At 64.0% G+C, this 21,853-nt stretch carries 23 protein-coding genes; 20 read left to right on the top strand and 3 right to left on the bottom strand.

The window, feature by feature from the left end; all coding sequences use genetic code 11:
* Window positions 1-56 precede the first annotated feature (56 nt).
* From ACZ5TH_RS08620 to ACZ5TH_RS08595, 6 genes are all read left to right on the top strand, one after another.
* Window positions 57-575 carry a flagella basal body P-ring formation protein FlgA gene (locus ACZ5TH_RS08620; protein ID WP_464795082.1) on the top strand — a complete coding sequence of 173 codons (519 nt, stop codon included), beginning with the start codon at window positions 57-59 and terminating at the stop codon, window positions 573-575.
* 46 nt (window positions 576-621) lie between these two features.
* Entirely contained in the window at window positions 622-900 is a 279-nt protein-coding gene (gene flgM, locus ACZ5TH_RS08615) for a flagellar biosynthesis anti-sigma factor FlgM (RefSeq protein WP_464793624.1), read from the top strand.
* A gap of 8 nt (window positions 901-908) precedes the next feature.
* Window positions 909-1,217, top strand: coding sequence for a hypothetical protein (locus ACZ5TH_RS08610; protein WP_464793623.1), 309 nt, complete (start codon window positions 909-911; stop codon window positions 1,215-1,217).
* Window positions 1,218-1,477: 260 nt separating this feature from the next.
* Entirely contained in the window at window positions 1,478-2,299 is an 822-nt protein-coding gene (locus ACZ5TH_RS08605; protein ID WP_464793622.1) for a lytic transglycosylase domain-containing protein, read from the top strand.
* A gap of 9 nt (window positions 2,300-2,308) precedes the next feature.
* The gene (gene flhA, locus ACZ5TH_RS08600) at window positions 2,309-4,429 is read left to right on the top strand and encodes a flagellar biosynthesis protein FlhA (protein WP_464793621.1); all 2,121 of its coding nucleotides are present in this window, start codon (window positions 2,309-2,311) and stop codon (window positions 4,427-4,429) included.
* Between the two features lie 103 nt (window positions 4,430-4,532).
* Window positions 4,533-5,264 carry a sigma-70 family RNA polymerase sigma factor gene (locus ACZ5TH_RS08595; RefSeq protein WP_449473846.1) on the top strand — a complete coding sequence of 244 codons (732 nt, stop codon included), beginning with the start codon at window positions 4,533-4,535 and terminating at the stop codon, window positions 5,262-5,264.
* A gap of 94 nt (window positions 5,265-5,358) precedes the next feature.
* Here ACZ5TH_RS08595 and mdoH read toward each other — a convergent pair whose 3' ends face one another.
* The 3 genes from mdoH to ACZ5TH_RS08580 form a co-directional block, all read right to left on the bottom strand.
* Entirely contained in the window at window positions 5,359-7,242 is a 1,884-nt protein-coding gene (gene mdoH, locus ACZ5TH_RS08590) for a glucans biosynthesis glucosyltransferase MdoH (RefSeq protein WP_464793620.1), read from the bottom strand.
* Window positions 7,243-7,301: 59 nt separating this feature from the next.
* On the bottom strand, window positions 7,302-8,786 hold the full coding sequence (locus ACZ5TH_RS08585; protein WP_464793619.1) for an OpgD/OpgG family glucan biosynthesis protein: 1,485 nt from the start codon (window positions 8,784-8,786) through the stop codon (window positions 7,302-7,304).
* Window positions 8,787-9,002: 216 nt separating this feature from the next.
* A complete protein-coding gene (locus ACZ5TH_RS08580; RefSeq protein ID WP_460986482.1) occupies window positions 9,003-9,830 on the bottom strand; it encodes a flagellin N-terminal helical domain-containing protein in 828 nt (275 codons plus the stop codon).
* Window positions 9,831-9,844: 14 nt separating this feature from the next.
* On the opposite strand from ACZ5TH_RS08580, the gene ACZ5TH_RS08575 reads away from it, so the two are divergent.
* From ACZ5TH_RS08575 to fliP, 14 genes are all read left to right on the top strand, one after another.
* A complete protein-coding gene (locus tag ACZ5TH_RS08575) occupies window positions 9,845-10,072 on the top strand; it encodes a hypothetical protein (RefSeq protein WP_464793618.1) in 228 nt (75 codons plus the stop codon).
* An 87-nt stretch (window positions 10,073-10,159) separates the two neighbouring features.
* The gene (locus tag ACZ5TH_RS08570) at window positions 10,160-11,398 is read left to right on the top strand and encodes a sigma 54-interacting transcriptional regulator (RefSeq protein ID WP_464793617.1); all 1,239 of its coding nucleotides are present in this window, start codon (window positions 10,160-10,162) and stop codon (window positions 11,396-11,398) included.
* Between the two features lie 12 nt (window positions 11,399-11,410).
* The gene (fliE, locus tag ACZ5TH_RS08565; protein WP_449473838.1) at window positions 11,411-11,770 is read left to right on the top strand and encodes a flagellar hook-basal body complex protein FliE; all 360 of its coding nucleotides are present in this window, start codon (window positions 11,411-11,413) and stop codon (window positions 11,768-11,770) included.
* Window positions 11,771-11,773: 3 nt separating this feature from the next.
* Complete coding sequence (gene fliF, locus ACZ5TH_RS08560) at window positions 11,774-13,510, top strand: flagellar basal-body MS-ring/collar protein FliF (RefSeq protein WP_464793616.1); 1,737 nt, start codon at window positions 11,774-11,776, stop codon at window positions 13,508-13,510.
* Complete coding sequence (gene fliG / locus ACZ5TH_RS08555) at window positions 13,503-14,519, top strand: flagellar motor switch protein FliG (protein WP_449473834.1); 1,017 nt, start codon at window positions 13,503-13,505, stop codon at window positions 14,517-14,519. Before fliF ends, fliG begins: the two co-directional genes overlap by 8 nt.
* Window positions 14,512-15,150: a FliH/SctL family protein gene (locus tag ACZ5TH_RS08550; RefSeq protein ID WP_449473833.1), complete on the top strand. Its 639-nt coding sequence runs from the start codon at window positions 14,512-14,514 to the stop codon at window positions 15,148-15,150. Before fliG ends, ACZ5TH_RS08550 begins: the two co-directional genes overlap by 8 nt.
* Before the next feature lie 13 nt (window positions 15,151-15,163).
* Window positions 15,164-16,492, top strand: a complete 1,329-nt coding sequence (locus tag ACZ5TH_RS08545) for a FliI/YscN family ATPase (RefSeq protein ID WP_464793615.1) — start codon at window positions 15,164-15,166, stop codon at window positions 16,490-16,492.
* 56 nt (window positions 16,493-16,548) lie between these two features.
* On the top strand, window positions 16,549-16,914 hold the full coding sequence (locus ACZ5TH_RS08540) for a hypothetical protein (RefSeq protein ID WP_464795081.1): 366 nt from the start codon (window positions 16,549-16,551) through the stop codon (window positions 16,912-16,914).
* Between the two features lies 1 nt (window position 16,915).
* Entirely contained in the window at window positions 16,916-18,751 is a 1,836-nt protein-coding gene (locus tag ACZ5TH_RS08535; RefSeq protein ID WP_464793614.1) for a flagellar hook-length control protein FliK, read from the top strand.
* A gap of 28 nt (window positions 18,752-18,779) precedes the next feature.
* Complete coding sequence (locus ACZ5TH_RS08530) at window positions 18,780-19,424, top strand: flagellar basal body-associated FliL family protein (RefSeq protein WP_460986474.1); 645 nt, start codon at window positions 18,780-18,782, stop codon at window positions 19,422-19,424.
* Between the two features lie 51 nt (window positions 19,425-19,475).
* The gene (locus ACZ5TH_RS08525; protein WP_464787262.1) at window positions 19,476-20,360 is read left to right on the top strand and encodes a flagellar motor switch protein FliM; all 885 of its coding nucleotides are present in this window, start codon (window positions 19,476-19,478) and stop codon (window positions 20,358-20,360) included.
* Window positions 20,357-20,695, top strand: a complete 339-nt coding sequence (gene fliN / locus ACZ5TH_RS08520; protein ID WP_460986472.1) for a flagellar motor switch protein FliN — start codon at window positions 20,357-20,359, stop codon at window positions 20,693-20,695. Before ACZ5TH_RS08525 ends, fliN begins: the two co-directional genes overlap by 4 nt.
* Window positions 20,696-20,779: 84 nt before the next feature.
* Window positions 20,780-21,043, top strand: a complete 264-nt coding sequence (locus ACZ5TH_RS08515) for a FliO/MopB family protein (RefSeq protein WP_167302144.1) — start codon at window positions 20,780-20,782, stop codon at window positions 21,041-21,043.
* On the top strand, window positions 21,033-21,827 hold the full coding sequence (fliP, locus tag ACZ5TH_RS08510) for a flagellar type III secretion system pore protein FliP (RefSeq protein WP_464793613.1): 795 nt from the start codon (window positions 21,033-21,035) through the stop codon (window positions 21,825-21,827). Before ACZ5TH_RS08515 ends, fliP begins: the two co-directional genes overlap by 11 nt.
* Window positions 21,828-21,853 lie beyond the last annotated feature (26 nt).

Raw genomic sequence — 21,853 nt, 5'->3', positions numbered from 1 at the left:
ATGAATCTGCCTGCATCCGGAGACCTTCTGTGAACAAGCTGCCCTTCATTGCCGCTATGGTGCTGGCCGCAGCGGCTGCTCCGCCTGCGCTGGCGCAGCAGAAATTCGAGAATCTCGATCGCCTGGACGGGCTGGTCGCGATGACCGTGGGCGCCAATATCGGTGAGCCAGGCGGCCCTGTCGCGCCGGTTGATCGGCGGCTGCGGCTGGCGGCTTGTCCGGTGACGCCCAGCGTCGAAGGGCCGACTTTCGGCGCGGCGATCGTGAAGTGCGATCCCCTTGGCTGGCGCATACGTGTGCCGCTGAGCGGTGGTGGGGCTGGTGCTATGACGCCGGTCGCCCGCTATGGTGCACCTGCTCGCCCGGCGCAGCGCGACATGGTGGTCAAGCGCGGCGACCCCGTCCAGCTGATCGCTGGCAATGCGAGTTTCAGCGTCTCGCGCGTGATGATCGCGGATGAAGATGGCGCCGTGGGCGACACCATCCGCGTGCGCGAGGACAAGAAAGCAGCGCCCGTTCTGGCGCAAGTCGTGGAAATGGGCACTGTGCGCATTCCGGGATTTAATGATTTTTGAACGCTGCCGTTATAGGATGAGCGGGACGAGTGAAGGATAGTTAGCCATGATCAAATCTGTCGGCCAGAATATGAGCGCCGCCATAGAGGCTTCCCGCTTGCGGGACAGCGGCAAGGCGCGCGCCTCTTCAGACAAGGGATCGGTAGGCGTGTCTTCTTTTTCAGCATCGGCCAGCCCGGCTGCGCGCATGGCGGCGGAAGGTGCGCCTGTGGACATAGATCGCGTCGCAGCGATCAAGGCGGCCATTGCGTCGGGCAACTATCCGGTCGATGCGGCTGCGATCGCCGACAAGATGCTCGCGCTCGACCTGTCGGTTAACGGGTAAGATAGTCTATGCCGCTCGGGCTTGCAGCGCTGGATGATCTTTTCTCGGCGTTCGAGGAGCTGCGCGCGGCGCTTGATGGCACCGACGTGGCGGCAATCGATGCCGCCGCATCTCATGTGAGCAGGAGCGCCGCCGCAGTGCGCGCGATCGGCGCATGGCGCGCGGATGATGCGATTCGCGAGAAGGTTACGGCGCTGCTGCCGATGATTGAGGCGGCGCGGGTGCGAATCAATGTGCTGACCGATCATGCGGGGCAGCGTCTGTCTTTGCTGGCGGCGCATGGGTCGACGCAGGCTCCGCTGGTTTACGGGCGGTAACGAGCTACACTTATTTCCGTTCGCCCTGAGCCTGTCGAGCCGAAGGCCGGCGAAGCCAACGGCTTTTCTTAGAAAGGGAAGGGCTTCGACAAGCTCAGCCCGAACGGTTTTAGAGTTTTTGATGTTGTGAAGCAGGCGCCCCAGAGGCGCCTTTTTTCATGCATGCTGAACGCGCCATCAATATTTATGGAGCGCGCGTTAACCAAATCTTGGCATAACCCTTGCTCTAATGGTCCCCGGTACCAACGGGGATTTTTCATTTGTCGGCTTTTGCAGACATATCAGCGACAGGCGCTTCGACCGGCAATCGCGTGACCAACGCGATTGCGATGGCGAGCCGCAGGACGGGCGTCGATTTCGCCTATCTGCTGGGCCAGGCCAAGATCGAGAGCAGCCTCAATCCCACGGCGCGCGCGAGCACTTCTTCGGCGCGGGGGCTTTATCAATTCGTCGATCAGAGCTGGCTTGCCGTCATCGACAAGCATGGCAGCGAATATGGGCTTGGCTGGGCCGCCGACATGATCAGCCGGGGCCAGAATGGCCGCTATTATGTCGCCGATCCGGACATGCGCCAGCAGATACTCGACCTGCGCAACCATCCCGAAACCGCCTCCGTCATGGCGGCGCAGCATGCCGCCGACAACAAGGCCTATCTGGAACAGCGGCTTGGCCGCGAGGCAGAGCCGGTCGATCTTTACCTCGCCCATTTCCTCGGCGTCGGTGGCGCGAGTAAGTTCCTGTCCGTTCACGACCGCGCGCCGGGCGCGACCGCCGCGTCGATGTTCCCGGCTGCTGCGCGGGCGAACCGTTCCATCTTCTACGATCGGTCGGGCAGTCCCCGCAGCTTTGCCGAAATCCGCGATCGGTTCGCGTCGAAGCTCCAGCGCGGTGTCGATTCGATCAACACCGGACCCATCCAATATGCCGACGCTTCGCTGCCCGAAGGCGCGAAGACCGTCCAGCCCGCCGATTATGTGCGGATCGAAACCCAGCGCCTTGCGAATGCGGCGGACGTCTCCGTCCGGCCCGACCCGCAGACGGCGCGTCTCGCCTATCTCATGCTTGCCACCCTCGGAAGGTAACGGCCCGATATGACTCCCGCCCAAGTCAAAGCGAAGATCTGGATGAGCGCCGCCAAGGGGGCGGTGTTGCCCATCGCGACGCTGATGGTCGTGCTGTTCATGATGGTGCCGGTGCCCGCGTTCATGCTGGACGTTGGTTTCATCACCAACATCATGATCTCGCTGGCGGTGCTGATGGTGGCGTTGAATGCCGCCAAGCCGCTGGATTTTTCGAGCTTTCCCACGGTGCTGCTGTTCGCGACCTTGCTGCGGCTGGCGCTGAACGTCGCATCGACGCGTGTCGTGCTGGTGCAGGGCCATGAGGGATCGGACGCGGCGGGGCATGTCATCGAGGCCTTCGGTCATTTCCTGATCGGCGGCGATTATGTCGTCGGCATCTTCGTCTTTGCGATCCTGATGATCATCAACCTCGTCGTCATCACCAAGGGCGCGGGCCGCGTGTCGGAAGTCAGCGCGCGCTTCACCCTGGACGCCTTGCCGGGCAAGCAGATGGCGATCGACGCCGACCTCAACGCCGGTTTGCTGACGCCTGAGGAAGCCAAGGTCCGCCGCCGCGAAGTGGCTACCGAAGCCGACTTCTACGGTTCGATGGACGGTGCGTCCAAGTTCGTGAAGGGTGACGCGGTTGCGGGCATCCTGATCCTTGCCATCAACATCGTCGGCGGCATCATCCTGGGCGTGGTCAGCCACGGCCTGTCGATGGGTGAGGCGGCGCAGACCTATATCGTCCTCGCCATCGGCGACGCGCTGGTGGCGCAGGTTCCCGCGCTGCTGCTCTCCATCGCCGCCGCCGCCATCGTGACGCGCGTCGGCAGTGAGCAGGAGCTTTCGGACCAGATCACCGGCCAGTTCGGATCGAGCAAGGCCTGGGCGCCGGTCGCCGCGATCCTGACCTTCCTCGGCATCCTGCCCGGCATGCCGCACATGATCATCCTGCCCGCCGCAGCACTTGCGGGCTATATCGCCTGGCATCTGCGCAAGACCGCCAAGGCAAAGGCCGCCGAGCCTGCACCAATGCCGGAGCCGGCTAACCCGGCGCTGATCGAATGGAACGACGTGTCGGACGGCGCGATCCTGGGCCTCGAAATCGGCTATGGCCTCATTTCGCTGGTCGATGAGCGCAAGGGCGCGCCGCTGATGGCTCGCATCACCGGCATCCGCCGCCAGTTGTCCAAGGAGCTGGGCTTCGTCGTGCCGATGGTTCGCGTGAAGGACAATCTGGCGCTGGAACCCAACCAGTATCGCATCACCATCGCTGGCGTGGTCGTGGGCGAGGACGAGATTTATCCCGACGATCTGCTGGCCCTCGACAGTGGCGCGCTGGAAGGCGTGGTGTCTGGCCGCGAGGCGAAGGACCCGACTTTCGGTCTGGACGCCGTGTGGATTTCCGCCGCCAAGCGCAGCGAAGCGGTGGTCTGCGGCTATACGGTCGTTGATCCGCCGACGGTCGTCGCGACCCACCTCAATCAACTGATCGCCATGAACGCCAGCGAGATGTTCGGTCTGGACGAAGCGCGCAAGCTGCTCGACAATCTGAAGGACGCCGCGCCGCAGCTGGTCGATGGCCTGACCCCCGGCACTCTCAGCCTGGTGCAGATTTCGGCGCTCTGCCGCGCTCTGCTGTCCGAAGGCATCGCGCTCAAGGACTTCCGCCGCATTTGCGAGGCGATGGTCGATGCCGCGCGGCCCGACATGAGCCATGAGCAGCTCGTCGAAGCCGTCCGTCAGCGCATCGGCGCGCTCATCATTCAGGGCCTCGTGCCGGTGAAGATGCCGCTGCCGGTCATCACGCTGGACGGCGATCTCGAAGCGCTACTCGCCCAGGCGATGCGTGTCGCAGGCGATGCCAAGCATCCGATCGAACCCGCGCTGGCCAACCGCATCATCGAAGCGGTGGTGCAGGCGGCGCGGCCGATCATGGGGCAGGCACGCAACTTTGCGATCGTCACGTCGCCGGTGGCGCGCCGCGCGCTCGCCCGCCTGTTCAAGCCGCATCTGCCCGAAACGCCGGTGCTGTCCTTCCTGGAAATTCCCGATGGCAAGGGCGTGGAGGTCGTCGCGGTGGTCGGCGGCGAACAGCGGCCCGCGCCGCGCCACGATCCAGCGCCTGTTCGCGAACGCGTCGCATAAGGCCGTGAAGATGAAGAACGGCCTTATGTGCTTATTTGTTGCCGCGATCTCCGAGCCGGAAAATGTGCCATTTTCCTCGAAATCGCTTTGTGGAGCCTGACCCATGTTCATGAAAAAGGTCGTCGCCGGTTCCGATGCCAATACCTATGGCCGGTCGAACAACAGCCCTGAACAGCTCGCCCGCCGCTATATGCCGCTGGTGCGCAAGATCGCCTGGCATGTGCATGGCCGGGTGTCGAGCGCGGTCGAGGTCGAGGATTTGTTGCAGATCGGCATGGTCGCGCTGGTCGAGGCGGCAAACGGTTTTGAGGATCGCGGCTTTGGCTTCGCCTCCTATGCGCAGATGCGCGTACGCGGGGCGATGATCGATCATCTGCGCCGCGGCGCGACGATCGCCCGGTCGGCCATGGCCAACCGCAAGCAGCTGGCTGCGGTGCGCAACCGGCTGGAACAGCAATTGCGCCGCGCGCCGCTCGAAGCCGAAATGGCGAGCGAGATGGGTATGGAGGCGGCCGCCTATCGCGAACTCGCCGACAGCTGCGAGATGGTGCAGCACACAAGCATGGATGAGGTTTATTCCGACCAGTCCATGTGGTTTGCCGACGTGGAAGATCGCGCCGATGACGTCATGGAGCGGGAGTCGCTCAAGGCTGCGCTCGCCGGGTGCATCGGCGAACTGCCGCAGCGTGAGGCGCTGGTGTTGCAGCTGTATTTTGTCGAGGAATTGAACCTGGAGGAAATCGGCCAGGCGCTGGATATCGGCGCGGCGCGGGTGTGCCAGATCAAGAAGGCTGCATTGGATAAGCTGCGCGAGAAATTACGCGAGTGGGACTGACATATGCGTCATCCCAGCGAAAGCTGGGATCTCGTGAGGCTGGGTCGCTTGCTCTCGCCTGAGATGCCAGCTTTCGCTGGCATGACGGTGTTTGCTAACGATCGTTCGCGACTGCCTGCTGAAGCGGAGCCGCCCCTCGGACCTGTTCGGGATAGTGCGGTGGACGATAGCTATGTGCCCGCCACCATGGCTCTGCTACCTGGAACAGCCCGCTGCGTTCGGCCTTTTGCCCCAAATCTTTGCGGGCGGTGACAGCGGCAAGGACGGGGGCAAGCACCAGGCCCGCGACGACCGGCATGATCCATCCAACTGATGTGCCACCCCTGATCGCCAGCACGGTCAGCAAGCCGCCTAGCATGATATGATATTTGAACAGCCAGATGGCGCTGGTGATCGACATGCCGTCGCGGTCGCGGATTTGGCCGCTCCAGCTGCTTTTCCGGCCCATCAATATGCCGAACAGGTTGATCGTCTGGGTGAGCATGCTGACGGGCGCCATCAGGATCGAAAGCGCGATGTCGGCGATGACTCCACGGCTCATGCGGGCCGCTCCGCCAAAGCCGATGCGGCGGGCGGGATCAGCCATCGCCCATCCCATCGCCAGCAACTTGGGACCGAACAATAGCACCGCCGTCAGCGCCAGAAGGCCGCCCGATGGCAGGATGGCGCTAGGCGGCCAGACGCCAGCCAGCGCGCCGCCCAGCACCACCAGCATCAGCGCGAGCCAGAGCGGTGACGTGCAATAGGCCGATGCGCCGACCAGCAACTGGAAGCGGCTGACCAGATGCAGTCCCCTGATCTTGGGGATGAGCGGCACATGCTGGATATTGCCCTGGCACCAGCGCCGGTCGCGGGTGGCCAGGTCGGGCAGGGAAGGGGGAAACTCCTCGAAACTGTCGTCCGCCATGACCATGTGAACGTCCCAGCCACGCCTCCGCAGCAGCGCGGCCTCGATCATGTCGTGGCTCATGATATAGCCGCCGAAGGGCGCGCGTCCGGGTAGTTCGGGCAGGCCGCAGCTTTGCGCGAAAGCTTTGGTCCGGAGGATGGCGTTGTGCCCCCAGAACATGCCTTCCGACCCTGCCCACCAGATCATGCCCGCAGCGGAAATGGGGCCGAACAGGCGGCTGGCGAACTGCTGCCAGCGTGCGAAGAAGGTCGTCGCGCCTACGAGCGTCGGTACTGTCTGGATGAGGCCCACATGCGGGTGCCGCTCCATGTCCAGCGCTAGGCGCGCCATTGTCTGGCCGCTCATCACGCTGTCCGCGTCCAGCACGATCATATAGTCATAGCCGCCGCCGAAACGCTGCACCCATTCGGCGATATTGCCCGGCTTGCGACCAATATTGAGCGCCCGTCGGCGATAGTGGACGGGGCGCGAGAAGCCCTTGCGCATTTCCAGATAGGCCTGGCGCTCAATCTCCCCATTGGCGGGGTTGGAATCGCTCAGGATGAAGAATTCGAAGCGTTCATGGCCCATGACCTGCGCCAGCGAGCGCTCCATGAACGACAGGCGGCCCATGACGCCCAGGAAATCCTCATTACAGACGGGTAGAAGCACGGCCGTGCGGCCCCGGATCGGACTAGCGAACAGCGCGCGATGGGGGTGGGCGCCCGGACCTTTGCCCAAGGTAAGCGTGAGGAAGCCGATGAGGCTGGTCGCAAAGCCGAAGGCGATCCACGCGAACAGGGGAATGAAGAGCGCGAGATAGACGCCTTCCCATAGCGAAATGCCGTCCAGACCAATCGACCGCCGCATCTCATGAGCCGCAATGGAGGCGGGAAGCAAAGCCAGCAGCACGACCAGCATGCGCCGCGCCCATTGGTCGATATTCAGCGGCCGATGGGGGAAGTCGCGCGGATGCTCCCGGAAATCCTGTTCCGGCATGGCGAGGGGCATCTCGGCGGGCACATGCTCGAACCCGCGCGCAACGGCTTGCGCCGCTTCGCCGCTCGTCTGTCCGCCACTGATCGCCATCTTGTGTTTCCGTTCTGTCATCGTAACGGACGCAACGCGCCCGGTCTCCGCCGGTTTCTTCAAGCGCCTAGCGGATAATGCACATATTCGCTGAGCGCGGTATTGCCGGAGCGAAGCTGAACCCGGATATCGGCCGCTTTGCCGCCATCCCGCCGCAGATCGAGGGCGACGCGGAAAAGGCCGGGCTGATGCAGGACGGGGTAGCCGCCTTTCCTGACCAATGCAGCGCCTGCCGTATCGACCCAGATATCCGGACGCGCATCTTGCGCAACGCCGGAAAAGTCGAGGATCAGGCGGTCGACGCCCGCTTCATTAGCCTGTCCGGTCCAGATAGTGGCGAGCACCGCGCCGCTCTTTGCCGGTCCACCCATGGACGACCAGTCCAGCCGGTAGCTGGCGTCGATCCTGCCGCCCGCGCGCACCGCCGCCGCAGGGGTCCAATAGGCGCAGACATTATCGACATATTCGCTGGTGGTGGGAAATTCATAGAGCCGCACTTGCCCCGCACCCAATGGCTTGCGCGAAGCTGCCCATAGCGAGGGGCGACGCTCGTAAAAGACGCCATCATCTTGATAATGGTCGAAGTTCCGGTCCCGCTGCATCAGGCCGAAGCCCTGAGGATTGCGTTCGGCAAAGGCATCGACGCGCGGAGCGGACGGATTGATGAGCGGACGCGCATGGGTCATCCCGTCAGCGCTGCCGATCGCGAGCAGGTCGGAATCATGGATTTCCGGCCGCCAATCGGTGCGGGACGCGCGGCTTGCCTGATCATACCAGAACATGCTCGTCATCGGCATCAGCCCCAGTTCGGCAATCGCGCGGCGGGGGAAAAGGGCGGTGTCCACATCCTGCCGCACGCCCTGCGCGGTCAGCTCGCTTACGAAGCGATAGGCCCCCGTGATGGAAGCGCCATCGAGCAGGGCATAGATGGTGATGCTGCTGCGGCCCGTGCGCTCCAGCCAGAAATTGGTGAAGCGGGGAAATTCCTCCTTCCCCTGAATGCTGGTGTTGATCGCGATCGCACGGGCGGACAGGCCGAACTGCTTCGTGGCGCCGGGGGAGCGGAAATAGCTGGCCCCGAGGAAGGACAGCCAGTCGCCATTGCGCGCCGCATTCATGACGCGGAACCCGGCATAACCAGCGTCCGGCCCCAGCTGTTGCACCGCATTGTCGGCGGGGGCGTCGAACATCGTCGGATCATAACGCAGCGGGACGGCGCGGCCATTTTCCACCAGCTCGATTTCCACTGGCTGTTCAGCCGAAGCGCTCAACGGGAAAAGTTGCACTCCGGTGTCGCCGGGTAGGTTGCCCCAGATGGTCCGGTCTTCGCGGAAGCGCGCCTTGTAGAGGGCATCATAGTCGACCTTGCGGGCGCCGGGATGATGAGGCGTTTCCCTATAAGGCTGCCGCGCGAGCCGCTGGGCGCGGGCGATCACCATTTCCCATGAAAAGCGCCCGCGACCCTGCTGGGCCAGGGCCGATCCGGGCAGGAGAAGGGTGGCGCCTGAGGCGGCGATCATTGCGCGCCGGTCAATCTTCATCATGGTCGTAATGATGGGCGCATGGCCGCACATTGCAAGCCTTGGCAGGCCAAAATGCGGTGAAGCCTCCGCCCGGGGGGACGGAGGCTTCGATATGCTGGCCGTTCGATCGAAGGTTGGTTGCCCGGCGCGGTGGGGACTGTTGATGTGCCGGGTTCCCGTGACTGACTGTAAGGTGACCAATACCCCAGCCGGTCAATTCAGTTCAGCTATTCCAGATTACTGGATCAGCTTCAGGACGTTCTGCTGGCTCTGGTTCGCCTGGGCGAGCATCGCGGTCGAAGCCTGGTTCAGGATCTGCGCCTTGGCGAGCGCGGTCGTTTCGGCCGAGAAGTCGGCGTCTTCGATGCGGCTCTTGGCGTCGGAGAGGTTGGTGATGTTGTTGGTCAGGCCATTGACCGTCGATTCCAGCTGGTTCTGGGCGGCACCGAGCGAAGCGCGGGTCGTCGCCACATCCTTCAGCATGGTGTCAACGTCGGTCAGGGCGGTTGCAGCGCCGGTCGTCGTGCTGACGTCCGAAGAAGCAAGGTTGGTCAGCGCCGAGAAGGCGATGTTCACGACGTCGCCGGAATTGGCGCCGGCCTGGATGTCCACGTCGCCGGCCTTGGCGGTGTAGGTTGCGCCGGCCGCGCTGTTGAAGATGCGGACGCCGTTGAATTCCGTCGTGGCGAGGACGCTGGTGATCTGCGTCTTCAGCGCGGTGGCTTCAGCGTTCAGGTTGGTGCGGTCGGTTGCCGAGTAGGTTTCCGACTTCGACTGGACGGCCAGTTCGCGGATACGCTGCAGCATGTTGGCGACTTCGCCGAGAGCGCCTTCCGCCGTCTGAGCCAGCGAGATGCCGTCATTGGCGTTGCGGATGCCCTGGGTCATGCCCTTGATCTGCGAGGTCATCTGCGAAGCGATCGCGAGGCCCGCTGCGTCGTCCTTGGCGCTGTTGATGCGCTTGCCGCTCGACAGACGCTCCATGGCGGTGCTCAGCGACTTGCCTGCGAGAGCCGAAGCGTTGGCGGCGCGCAGAGCAGAAGAGTTGGTTCCGATAACAGTCATGATATTCCCTTTCTATGTCCTATCAGGTCGCTGCCATCAGGCTGCTTGCGGCCTCGAAAGGGGATAACGGCGGCGCGGAAAAAGCTTTTAGGGCTGAGCGCGATTTTTTTGAGAAAAGTTCAAAAAGCCCGGAAATCAAGGCTTTCACGCGCGCGCGTCCTATAGAAGCCGACTTCGTGCGGCGGGAAAGCGGAAGAAAATTGCCGCCGACCGGCAAGGTTATTGCCGCATTAACCAGATGATAACCATGCGAAGGGCATTTGTCAGAGCATCGAAGGGGGGTTGGAATGTGCGGGGGCACAATCCGGCCAAAATGATTGGGGACTTTCATGGCATCGTTAGACGTCAGCCGAGGTGTCTGCGCCCTCGTTCCGGGCCTGCAACATTGGCTGGAAAATGCCTTTTACATGGTACGCATCGTCGATGCGCAGAGCCCGCGTGAGCGGGAGGACCGCCGCGTCCTTCTGGCGACCGAGATCGGCCATGCCACCCATCGCGACATCCTGATCAACATGATCGACGGCACGCCTTCGCTGGTGCCTGCCGCCAACGGCCTTCCGGCCCGCGTGGCGTTCGGCCTTGAAGACATGGCCTTCGCCTTTGCCCTGATCGCCGAGCTGGCCCGCCCCGCGAGCGTCCCGGCAGTAGGCGACGCCGCCAGCACCCGCCTGATGACGCTGGCTGGCCGGGTTGCCCGCAGCGACGCCACCGTCCTGATCCAGGGCGACACCGGCACGGGCAAGGAAGGCATGGCGCGCTTCCTTCATGCGCAGTCGGGCCGCATTTCCCACGACTTCATCGCAGTCAACTGCGCCGCGCTTCCTGAAACCATGATGGAAGCGATGCTGTTCGGTCATAAGAAGGGCAGTTTCACCGGCGCGGCAAACGCTTCGGACGGCCTGTTTCTCGCGGCGGACGGCGGCACTCTGTTCCTTGACGAAATCGCCGAACTGCCGCTGCCGCTTCAGGCAAAGCTCCTCCGCGCGTTGCAGGAAGGTGAAGTCTTGCCCGTCGGTGCAACCCATCCGGTGCCGGTCAACGTGCGCATCATCGCCGCCTGCAACCGCGACCTCGCCGCCGAAGTCGCCGCCGGGCGTTTCCGCGAAGATCTTTACTGGCGCCTCCACGTCATGCCGCTGGAACTGCGCCCGCTGGCCGAGCGCGCTGGCGACGTGACCGCCATCGCCGCCGCCATGCTGCTGCGCCATCAGGATTTCGTCTGGCCGACCGCCGCCGCGCTGGAAAAGCTCGCCGCCCATGTCTGGCCGGGCAACGCCCGCGAACTCGGCAATGTGCTTCAGCGCGCTATCGTGCTGCGTGAAGGTGACCGGATCGAGGACGAAGACCTGCACATCGCCAGTGCGCCGCAGCTGCGTGTCGTGGGCGCGCCTGCCCCGGCCGAGCCGGTCCGCTTGCGCGACGTTGCTCACCAGTCGAAACTGGAGGCGGTCCGCGTCGCGCTTCGTGAAACGGACGGCCACCGCGCCGCCGCCGCCCGCAAACTCGGCATTTCAGAACGCACCCTGCGCTACCGGCTTGCCGAGATGCGCGAACTTGCAGCGGCTTGAGGGAGGTAGGGCATGACCGGCATTTCCCCGACTGACAGCGTGATGGCGATACGCAACGCCATCCTTCAGAAGAACGCCGCCCTGCGCGACGTCGCCCAGACCGGGACGGTCGGTGGCGGCGCGGGTGTGGGCGGGGCCGAGGGCACCAAGCCCGGCGGCTTCACCGAGGCGCTCAACTCTGCCTTGCAACAGGTCAACGGCTTGCAGAGCCAGGCGGGCGCGGCGGCTTCCGCGTTCGAGCGTGGCGAGACTACCGATATCGCTGCCGTCATGCTGGCCAAGCAGCAGGCGTCGGTCAGCTTCGAGGCGACACTTCAGGTCCGCAACAAACTCCTGTCCGCCTATAAGGACATTATGAGCATGCCGGTATAAACGATGAGCGAGAACGCACTCACCCTCGATGGCGGCGCTGCCGCTCTCCCCGCCACCAGCGGCGCCGGTTTCGGCGGTGCGAAGGGCGCCGATGCGCTCAAAGCGCGCTTCACCGGCCTCATCAAGCAGCCAGCGGTAGCGAAAAGCCTGCCGCTGCTCGGCCTGCTGGGCGTCGTTGCTACCGCTGGTGCTGCATGGCTCGCGCTTCGCGAACCGCCGCAGCGCGACCTGTTCCGTGGCCTGCCCGATGCTGACAAATCAGCGGTTGCGCAGGTTCTGGACCAGAGCGGCCTCGCCTATGACTTCGACAAGTCGGGCGCGATGACCGTGGCCGAAGACGATTATTTCAAGGCGAAGATGATGCTCGCCGCGCAGGGCCTGCCCAAGAGCGCGCCTGACGGCAACAGCATGATCGACAGCCTGCCGATGGGCGCCAGCCGCGCGGTCGAGGGCGAAAAGCTCCGCTCCGCCCGCGAAATGGACCTTGCCCGTACGATCGAGGCTATCGACAGTGTTGAGAGCGCCAAGGTCCACCTCGCCGTTGAACCGCCCAGCGTTTTCTTGCGGGATCGGGCCAAGCCTTCGGCCTCGATCATGCTCCGCCTCGCTTCGGGCCGGACATTGGCCGACGCGCAGGTGAGCGCGATCGTTCACCTCGTCGCATCATCGGTGCCGGAACTCAGCCCCGACCAGATTTCGCTGGTGGACCAGAATGGCCGCCTGCTCAGCAATAATGACGGCAATGCCGCCGACGATCGCCAACTCGCTGTCCAGGGCAAGATCGAGGATCGCTATCGCCAGTCGGTGATCGCGCTGCTGACCCCGATCCTGGGCGAAGGCAAATTCTCGACCGAAGTGCGGGCCGAACTGAACTTCGCCGAACGTCAGGCAACCCGCGAAAGCTTCCCGCAGGACGAAGCGCGCCTTCGCACCGAGCAGGGGACATGGGCATCCGATCCGCGTGGCCAGGGTGCTGGCGGTGAGGCCAGCGGCGTTCCCGGCGCGCTCAGCAATCAGGCGCCCGTCAACCCGACCGTCACGCAGACCAATCCCAATGGTCAGGCCGTCAGCCAGGGCACGCAGGCAAACCAGCCAGCCACCCCGGCCAGCGCGCCGATGAAGACCGAGGAAACCTTCAACCGCAGCTTCGAGCTGGGCCGTGAAGTGTCGGTGACCAGGGACGCGGTCGGCACGGTGAAGCGCCTCTCCGTTGCCGTCGCTCTGGACAATGGTGCTGATGGCAAGCCTCGCTCGGCGCAGGAAATCGCCGCCCTTGAGGCTCTGGTGAAGGGCGCCGTCGGCTTCGATCAGCAGCGCGGCGACGTGGTCGCCCTGTCTTCGCGCAGCTTCGTGAAGGCCGAGGAGGTCGTGGCCCCCTGGTATGAGGCCGACTGGATTTCGCCGCTGGTGCGTAACCTGTCGGCCCTTGCCGTCGCGCTGCTGGTCATCTTCGGCATCGGCCGCCCCCTTCTGAAGCGCCGCGCCGCTGCGCAGGAAACTGCCGCTGCCGACATGGCCGCCCAGGGCCAGAAGATCGGCCGCGAAATCTCAAGCGAAATCGGCCGCCATGCCGCTGCGACGCCGCAGGCAGGAAAGCCGATCACGCTCGACATGATCTCCTCCACTTATGACTATGCGCAGCGCGCCGACCTTATTCGCAACTTCGTGAAGCAGGACCCGGATCGTGCCGCCCTTGTCGTCCGCGACCTCCTGAAGGAAGGGAAGAAGGACAATGGCTGAGGCCGCAACCGCTCCTGCCGCGATCAAAGGCAGCGCCGCCGCCGCCGTCCTGCTGATGCTGTTCGATGAGGATGAAGCCGCGCAGATCCTCTCGCGCCTGGAACCCGACGAAGTCCGCCAGCTTGGCTATGCCATGTATGACGTCGCCGATGTCGCGGTCGAGGAAGTCAACGAAGCGCTCGATCATTTCGTGACCAAGGCGAAGAAGCGCACCACCATCGGCTATGGCGCGACCCGCCACATTCGCGGTGCGATGACCAAGGCGCTGGGCGAAGAACGCGCCGAAACCATACTGGCCCGTATCACGCCGCCCACCCGTTCGACCCAGCTCGAAATGCTGAAGTGGATGGACGCCAAGGAAGTGGCTTCCCTGATCGAAGCGGAGCATCCGCAGATCATGGCGATCGTGCTCGCCCATCTGGAAGCGCCGGTAGCCGCCGACGTCCTGCAACTGCTTCCGGCAGAATATCAGGAAGAGATCGTCTATCGCATTGCCACGCTCGGCCCCGTGTCGAACGAGGCGCTGGACGACCTGGAGCAGCTGTTGCTGCGGGGCTCCACGTCCAAGAAACAGGGTGCGGCGTCGCAGCGCGGCGGGACGATCGAAGCCGCCGCGATCATGAACAATGTCCGCAAGGACAATGAACAGCGGATCATGAAGGCGGTCGCCAAGCGCGACAAGATGATCGCCCAAACCATCGAAGAAGAGATGTTCGTGTTCGATAACCTGATCGACATGGATGACAAGAACATGGGTACGCTGATGCGCACCATCGACAGCTCCGTGCTGGTCGTGGCGCTGAAGGGCGCGAACGAGATGCTGAAGGGCAAGATCTTCGGCGCCATGTCGGCGCGCGCGGCTCAGGCCATCGCCGACGAGATCGAGGAACGCGGACCCATTCGCCTTGCAGAGGTGATGGAGGCGCAAAAGCTGATCATCGCCACCGCGCGCCGCATGGCGGACGCAGGCACCATCATGCTGGGCGGCAAGGGGAACGACTTTGTTTAAGGTCTGGGACGCAGGCAGCTGTCAGGATTTCTCCAGCATTCCGCTGGGCGGCATGGGGCAGGTGAAGAGCGGAAGCTTTCGCAGCCTTTATGCCGACGGGGCGGCTTCGCCCGGCATGACGATGCACAGCGCCATGCCCGCGATGACCGACGAAGACCTGCTGGAGCAGGCACGGATGGAAGCCTTCACCCTCGGCTTCGATGAAGGATGCCGGGTCGTTGGGGACGCCGCCGCCGCTGATGCCGAAGCGCGGGCTCGCCTTGCTGAAGCGCTGGAACTGCTGACCCCCGCGCCTAGTGGCATGCTGTCCACCATGTTGTCCGCTGCCGTCGTTCGCTTGGTCGAGCAGATCGTGGGCGAGGTGGAGATCGACATCGAACGGCTGGTCCAGCGCTGTGACACGGTCGCCGCCTTCATCGAAGATAATGAGGACAAGAGCGCGCTGCACCTGCATCCTGAGGATGTGGCGATGCTGGAAGGGGAAACGATCGGCCTCAAGCTGATCGGCGACCCCGCTATGCATCGCGGTTGCGTCCGCCTCGAAACTGCCGACGGCTGGGTCGAAGATGGCCCCGACGTGCGCCTGTCGCGCCTGCGCGCGCTGATGGACGATATGGAAGGCCGTTCATGAAGGGGATTTGGGCATGATCAAGGCCTCGCTTGCCCAGGCCGAAAGCCTGTTCGACCATCTTCAGGTTCAAAACCGCGCCCCCCGCCATGTTGGCCGACTGGTCAGCCACGACGCAGGCATGCTGGAGGTCACAGGCTTCCGCAAGCCGATCGGCGCAGGCGCGCGGGTGATCGCATCGGATAGCACCGTCTGCCGCGCCGAAGTCATCGGCTTTCGCGGCGACAAGACCTTGCTCGTGCCGCTCGACAATGATGTGCCGCTGGAAAATGGAGCGCGCGTCGAACCGGACAGCCAGGCGAATATGGTGCAGGTGGGCGAGGGGCTGATCGGCCGCGTCATCGACGCTATGGGCCAGCCGCTGGACCGTAAAGGGCCAATCATCGCGGGCGGCAGCTGGCCGCTCAACGGCGTCAAGGGCAACGTCCTTGACCGTGGCCGGGTCACTGAACCGTTCGACCTTGGCGTGCGCGCCGTCAACGCGCTGCTGACCGCCGGGCGTGGCCAGCGCATCGCCATCATTGCGGGCTCTGGCGTCGGCAAGTCGGTCCTCATGGGCCAGATGATCGCCGGGGCCGAAGCCGACATCGTCGTCGTGGGCCTGATCGGCGAACGTGGCCGCGAAGTCAGCGACTTCCTTGAAACCAAGCTTAAAAATTCGATGCACAAGTCGATCGTCGTCGCGGTGCCCGCCGATCATCCCCCGGTGCTGCGCCTGCGCGCCGCCGCCCGCGCCACCGCCATCGCCGAATATTTCCGCGCACGCGGCAAGAAAGTCCTGCTGCTGATCGACAGCCTGACCCGCTGCGCCCATGCCCAGCGCGAGATTGGCCTCGCTCTTGGCGAACCGCCCGCGATGAAGGGCTATCCGCCCTCGGCCCTCGCGCTGATCCCGCGGTTGGTGGAACGCGCTGGCGTCGATACCCGCACCGGTGGCTCCATCACCGCGCTTTACACCGTGCTGGCCGACGGCGACGATACGGATGATCCGATCGTGGACGCTGCCCGCGCGATCGTGGACGGTCATTTCGTTCTCTCGCGCCATCTGTCGGAACAGGCGATCTTCCCCGCCATCGACATCGGCAAGTCCCTTTCGCGCGTCATGGCAGACGTGGTGCCCGATGAGCATCGCATGGCCGCCGCCTCCTACCGCCGCCTCTGGGCCGCCTATGAGGAAAATCGCGACCTCATCCTGATGGGCGCCTATCGCCCGGGCAATGACCCGGTGATCGATGAAGCGGTGCAGCGCCGTCAGGAAATCCTCGACTTCATCCGGCAGGATCAGAAGAGCCGCATAGACCTCGACACCAGCGCCGGTGCGCTAATCGCTGAGTTTGGCGCGTGAAGGGTGCGCTCAAGACCCGCCAGCGCGTGCTGCGCGTCCGCCATGTGCAACATGCCATGGCCGTTGCTGAAACCGCCCGCGCTCAGGACGAGGCGGACGGCATCGAACGCAACGCCGACAGGCTGCGCAAGGTGCGGAGCGATCTTTTTTCAGACCCCGGCATGGCAATTGGCGCGAATTTTGCAGCGATGCAGGAACTGGCGGGCCGTCTTGAACACGCTGGCCGTCAGCTGGATGGTGCGCTCTACGATGCGCGCCGCAAGGTTGAGGCGAAGGAAGGCCTCAGCCTGGTGGCCAATCGGGATCGCGAAATCGCCGAAAAACTCAAGGATCGCGCCCACGCGGACCTGGAGGAATGGCGGGAGAACAAGCTGGCGGCCTTGCCGCGCTACCGCCGGATGCAGCGGACAGGAGATGTATGAGATGAACATGCTTTCCAGCCTGAAGGCACTGCTCTTTTCCTCGGCTTCGCCGGGCGTGGCTGCGTCGCAGCCTGCCGTGCCGGGCGAAACGGCGGACTTCGCCGCGCTGCTCAATGGCACCATGGCGCAAGAGGCTGTTGCGTCTCCAGCCCTGCCGGAGATTGACGGGCAGGGTGCCGCTGCCGCCGTGCCAGAGATTCCCGGCGTCGAGGGGCAAGATGCTGCCACCACCACCCCGGCTCTTCCCATGAACATCGGTCAGCCAGAGGCCACACCTGCGCATGGTCATGTGCCGCACGGGCTTGCCATAGCGGTTGCCGCTGGCAAGGATTTGCCGTCATCATTGCCGCCCGGCCGAGCGCTGGGTCTCATCAAGCAGGCTGCTGATGATCCGGTGGAGAAGCAGGCACCGGTTGAGCCCGCCGGACTCCCCGCCCAGCCTGAGGCAGGTTTGCCGAACGACGCGCCCATTCAGCCTGAAGGCGCATTGCCAGAACAACCGGAACAACCGAAACAAGTGGCCGAACCCCTTCACTTGCCCAAGCCGCGCCCGGACATCTGTAAGGACGACGCTGCGCCGGAAGTGATCAGTCCGGTGGTACAGGATGCTCCTCCGGCCCCCACAAAATCTTCGCGCAAGGAAAAGGCGAAGACTGAACTGCCGCAGCAGGATGCCGTGACTGTGGCGCCAGCGCCGCAACCCGTCGCGGCGGTTGGGGATGTTCCGCCGGTTGCTTCCGTGCCACCGGCGCCAGAACAGGTGTCAGCGGAACACCCGCAAGCCACCGCCGCTATGTCAAACATGACCGGGATGACGGGGGTGATGCCACCAGCGCCGAAAGGCCGCTCGCCGCTGCCGCGCGAACCTGAAGGGATTGCTCCTGACAAGCGGGCCGCGCGCAGTGAAGGCAAGATTCCGTCAGCGATTCCCGATGCACCCGTTGCGACTGCCGAAAACGAAAGCCCAGCGCCTGAACTCACCATGGCAGCAGCGCCGGTTCTTAATGGCAAGCCAATGAAGGCAGAAGCGATCGCTCTGCTGCAAATCGTGCGTGAACAGGTGGCCGCGCGCCAGACGGGCGCGCCGGTGCGGGTTGGCGAACAGGTCTCGGCCGCCGCTCATGCGAAAGCCGATGCGTCCGCTCGTCCTGTTGACACGACGTTCGACCCCTCCATCCTTCCGCCGCCCTCTGACACGGTTCCGGCCGTTCCTGCCGCCTCCGCGCCGCAGGGCGCCACGCCGTCCTTGCCCATCGCCTCGCCATCGCCTGATCTGTCCGCCAGCCTTGGCGCTCAGGTGGTCGACATGGGCGTATCGGGGCAGTGGATCGACGGGCTGGCCCGCGACATCGCCGGGCTGTCCGCCAATGGCGCGCAGGGCCGTTTCCAGATCGATACGCACCATCTTGGCGCTGTGCAGGTGGACATCCGCCATAACATGGATGGCGCCGCCGTCAGCCTGACCGTCGCCAGCGAGGCGGCGGAAATGGCCTTGCGTCAGGATAGCGACCGGCTGAAGCTCGACGCGGGTCTTGCCGCCGTGCGCATCGCCGAGGTGAAGGTCGAACGCGCGCCCGCTATCGCCGAAGCGCATCGTGCCGAAACGGCAAATCAGTCGCCGTCTCAGCAGCAGCAACAGTCGCAGCAGGGCTCTCAAACGTCCGCCTGGGCGCAGAATAGCGGCCAGAATATGGGCCAGCCCCAGGGTCAGCAAAATCGCTGGCAGGGGCGCGAAAATAACGGCTTTGGCCCTAAAGGCTCCGGTGATCCTGCCGTTCTTAACCATGCAGACGCGCAGCCTGCCGCCCATGACCGGGCGCGCGCGCGGTACGCATAGGATTTAAGGTTATTCGGGGGACCGGCAGATGAGCGACGAGGCGAAGGCGAAGAAGAAAAAGGGCGGGGGCAAGAAGATGATCCTCCTCGTCGCCGCCGCGCTCGTTCTGGGTGGTGCGGGGACGGCTGGCGGGCTATATGCCGCCGGTTTCTTCAGCGCCAAGGAAGAAGGGCCGAAGGAAGACCCCAACAAGCCTGTCCTCGTCCTGGCGGGCGAGAGTGCCGAAGAAGTCGCCAAGGCCCATGGCATGGCTGGCGGCGAGGGGCACGGTGAAGGTGGCGGCGGCGGTGGCACGCATGCGCCCGCGCATCCGGGCAAGGGCATCGACCTGCCCACGCCTGCCAATCCGGCCGCCTATCAGGCCACCTATTTCCAGTTGCAGGCGCCTTTCACCTCCAACATGTCGGACACGGACGCCTTCGCCCAGATCTCCGTCGCGGTATCGACCTATTACGACCTGCGCGTGATCGAGGCGATCAAGACCCATGAGATGGCGATTCGCAGTCAGGTTTTGATGATGCTCGCGCAGCAGCCCGAAACGATGCTGGCGACGCCCGAAGGCAAACGCCAGCTCCAGGGACGCATAAAGGGCGTTATAAACGATATTTTGAAGCAAAAGACGGGTTATGGCGGCATAGATAACGTTTATTTTACCAATTTCGTTATTCAATAGGGGTGCCTGAAAGGTCGGGAAGTCCCCCGTCCACTAGGGCAGGGGACTATCATGACCGACGTTCAGACCTACGCCCTCGGGCGCGGGGAATCGCAGACACCACAGCTGCTGTCCGGACTAGACCGGCTGGGCGAAAAGCTCGGCCGGCGTTTGCGTGCCTTGATTGAGCCTATCTCCGGCGTGCGCCCGCACATCGCGATGCTTGACGCGCGGGTGCTCGATTTCGGCGAATGGTCAGCCGAAGTGCCCGCCTTTTCCAGCATCGGCGTTTATCGCATCACCCCGCTAAAGGGGCAGATGCTGCTGCGCATGGACGCAGCCATGATCTCGACCCTGGTGGATTGCTTCTATGGCGGCCCCGGCAATCGCCCGCTGCCCGCACGCGGCGAGTTCACACCGACCGAAGACCGCCTGATCAGCCGTATTTCCGAAGGTGTGATTGGACGCCTCGTCGAAAGCTGGACCGATATTCTGCCGTTGGAAATTGGCCTCATCATCCGTGAAGCGGGCATCGGCTTCGCGTCGGCCGCGCAGCCGGGCGAACAGATGGTGCTGCAACGCTTCATGCTCAGCATCGCGCGGGATCAGGAATGGCCGATCGACCTGCTCTTTCCGCTTTCGTCGCTGCGCGCGGTGGAGCCGCTCATGGGCGCCAAGGCCACGGTCGATGAAGAACGCATCGATCCTGTGTGGCAGGCGCGCATCGCCAACCGCATGCGCGACATCCGCCTGCCCGCCCGCACCGTGCTGGCACGCCCCAATCTCTCGCTCGCCGACCTCATGCAGTTGAAGACCGGCGACATCATTCCAGTAAACATCAGCCGCAGCCTGCCACTGATCGTGGGCGACCGCATCGTCGCTCACGGATCAATCGGCGAGCAGGACGGCCGCGCCGCATTCCAGATCGAAAAGATAGCACAGGGACCAGAACAATGAGTGACATGAGCGAAGCGCCGCGGATTGACGGCTTTGCCGAAGAAGGGCTGAGCCGGATGGCGAGCAACCGCCAGTTCCGCCTGCTGGCCGACATTCCGGTCCGCATGTCGGTGGAGGTCGGCTCCACTTCGCTGCGTCTGGCGGAGGTCATGGACCTTGCCGAAGGCAGCATCGTGGAACTCGACCGTCAGGCCGATGATCTGCTCGACATCATGGTGAACGGCGCTCTGATCGCGAAGGGTGAGGTCGTCACGGTGAATGGCCGTTACGGCATCCGCATCGTCGATATCGCCGCCGCCGAAAGCCGCCTCGCCGGGGTCGAACGGCGCGGCTGATCGCGCTCAATGCCTTTTTCTCTTGCTGCGCGCCGATCTTTCTGATTCGGAAAGGCGATTAACCATGAAAGCGGATCGCGCCCCATGTTCTGGTACTTCGTCAAACTGCTGATCCTCCTGCCGCTGGTCGGCGGCATGGCCTTCGGCGCGCTGTGGCTCTGGCGCAAATATCAGCCCGGCCTGATGGTGGGGCAGGATGGCCGGTCCCTGAAGATGCTGGAGGCGTTGCCGCTCGGCACCTTCGGCAAGCTTGCCGTAGTCGAGTTCGAGGGCAAGAAGATCCTGCTGTCCGTCACGCGCGGCCGGATCGAGAAGATCGCGGAAGGCGATCCCTATCGTGCGCGCTAAGGCGCTGCTGATTGCTGGGCTGGCACTGACGGCTGGCTTGTTGCTGGCCGAGCCTGCTCTTGCGCAGGCGGTCGCACAGGCCGCTCCGGCCGCGCCCGTCGATAATGGCGGCGCGCTGACCAAGGCGATGGGCGCGATTTCGGGCGATGGCCGTTCGCTGTCGTTGTCGCTGCAAATCCTTGTCCTGATGAGCCTGCTGTCGGTGCTGCCGTCGCTCGTGCTCATGATGACCAGCTTCACCCGCATCATCATCGTCCTGTCGCTGCTGCGTCAGGCGCTTGGCCTTCAGCAGACACCGCCCAATCAGGTGCTGGTGGGGCTGTCGCTGTTCCTATCGCTGTTCGTGATGCGCCCGGCGATCGACCAGATCAACGCGCAGGCGTTCGACCCCTATGGCAAGGGCCAGATCAGCATCGAGGAAGCGGTAGGTCGCTCGGGCAAGGTGCTGCACGGCTTCATGACCAAACAGACGCGTGAGACCGACCTCAAACTCTTCGCCAACCTCGCCGAAGCGCCCGCTTTCCGCTCGCCTGCCGACATTCCTTTCTCGATCCTGTTGCCTGCCTTCGTGACGAGCGAACTCAAGACCGCCTTCCAGATCGGCTTCATGATCTTCCTGCCGTTTCTTATCATCGACCTTGTGGTCGCCTCCACGCTGATGGCGCTGGGCATGATGATGTTGTCTCCGACCATCATCTCCATGCCGTTCAAGCTGCTGCTGTTCGTGCTGGTGGATGGATGGGCGCTGACCATGGGGTCGCTGGCGGGATCGTTTGCGACATGACCGGCTCCCTCCTTCATCGGGGTGGG

Source organism: Sphingobium sp. TomTYG73, assembly GCF_055394245.1.
Note: the sequence above shows the minus strand (reverse complement) of the source record. Positions and strands in the feature narration are given on the sequence as shown.

Bases quoted from the DNA above. Each gene is read 5' to 3' on its own strand.
- ACZ5TH_RS08580 (WP_460986482.1), bottom strand. From the start codon at position 9,830: ATGACTGTTATCGGAACCAACTCTTCTGCTCTGCGCGCCGCCAACGCT.
- ACZ5TH_RS08585 (WP_464793619.1), bottom strand. From the start codon at position 8,786: ATGATGAAGATTGACCGGCGCGCAATGATCGCCGCCTCAGGCGCCACC.
- ACZ5TH_RS08515 (WP_167302144.1), top strand. From the start codon at position 20,780: ATGTTCTGGTACTTCGTCAAACTGCTGATCCTCCTGCCGCTGGTCGGC.
- ACZ5TH_RS08535 (WP_464793614.1), top strand. From the start codon at position 16,916: ATGAACATGCTTTCCAGCCTGAAGGCACTGCTCTTTTCCTCGGCTTCG.
- ACZ5TH_RS08575 (WP_464793618.1), top strand. From the start codon at position 9,845: ATGTCCTATCAGGTCGCTGCCATCAGGCTGCTTGCGGCCTCGAAAGGG.
- fliN (WP_460986472.1), top strand. From the start codon at position 20,357: ATGAGTGACATGAGCGAAGCGCCGCGGATTGACGGCTTTGCCGAAGAA.
- ACZ5TH_RS08595 (WP_449473846.1), top strand. From the start codon at position 4,533: ATGTTCATGAAAAAGGTCGTCGCCGGTTCCGATGCCAATACCTATGGC.
- mdoH (WP_464793620.1), bottom strand. From the start codon at position 7,242: ATGGCGATCAGTGGCGGACAGACGAGCGGCGAAGCGGCGCAAGCCGTT.
- fliF (WP_464793616.1), top strand. From the start codon at position 11,774: ATGAGCGAGAACGCACTCACCCTCGATGGCGGCGCTGCCGCTCTCCCC.
- ACZ5TH_RS08530 (WP_460986474.1), top strand. From the start codon at position 18,780: ATGAGCGACGAGGCGAAGGCGAAGAAGAAAAAGGGCGGGGGCAAGAAG.
- fliE (WP_449473838.1), top strand. From the start codon at position 11,411: ATGACCGGCATTTCCCCGACTGACAGCGTGATGGCGATACGCAACGCC.
- ACZ5TH_RS08525 (WP_464787262.1), top strand. From the start codon at position 19,476: ATGACCGACGTTCAGACCTACGCCCTCGGGCGCGGGGAATCGCAGACA.
- ACZ5TH_RS08610 (WP_464793623.1), top strand. From the start codon at position 909: ATGCCGCTCGGGCTTGCAGCGCTGGATGATCTTTTCTCGGCGTTCGAG.
- ACZ5TH_RS08620 (WP_464795082.1), top strand. From the start codon at position 57: ATGGTGCTGGCCGCAGCGGCTGCTCCGCCTGCGCTGGCGCAGCAGAAA.
- ACZ5TH_RS08570 (WP_464793617.1), top strand. From the start codon at position 10,160: ATGGCATCGTTAGACGTCAGCCGAGGTGTCTGCGCCCTCGTTCCGGGC.
- ACZ5TH_RS08545 (WP_464793615.1), top strand. From the start codon at position 15,164: ATGATCAAGGCCTCGCTTGCCCAGGCCGAAAGCCTGTTCGACCATCTT.
- flhA (WP_464793621.1), top strand. From the start codon at position 2,309: ATGACTCCCGCCCAAGTCAAAGCGAAGATCTGGATGAGCGCCGCCAAG.
- ACZ5TH_RS08540 (WP_464795081.1), top strand. From the start codon at position 16,549: ATGGCCGTTGCTGAAACCGCCCGCGCTCAGGACGAGGCGGACGGCATC.
- fliG (WP_449473834.1), top strand. From the start codon at position 13,503: ATGGCTGAGGCCGCAACCGCTCCTGCCGCGATCAAAGGCAGCGCCGCC.
- flgM (WP_464793624.1), top strand. From the start codon at position 622: ATGATCAAATCTGTCGGCCAGAATATGAGCGCCGCCATAGAGGCTTCC.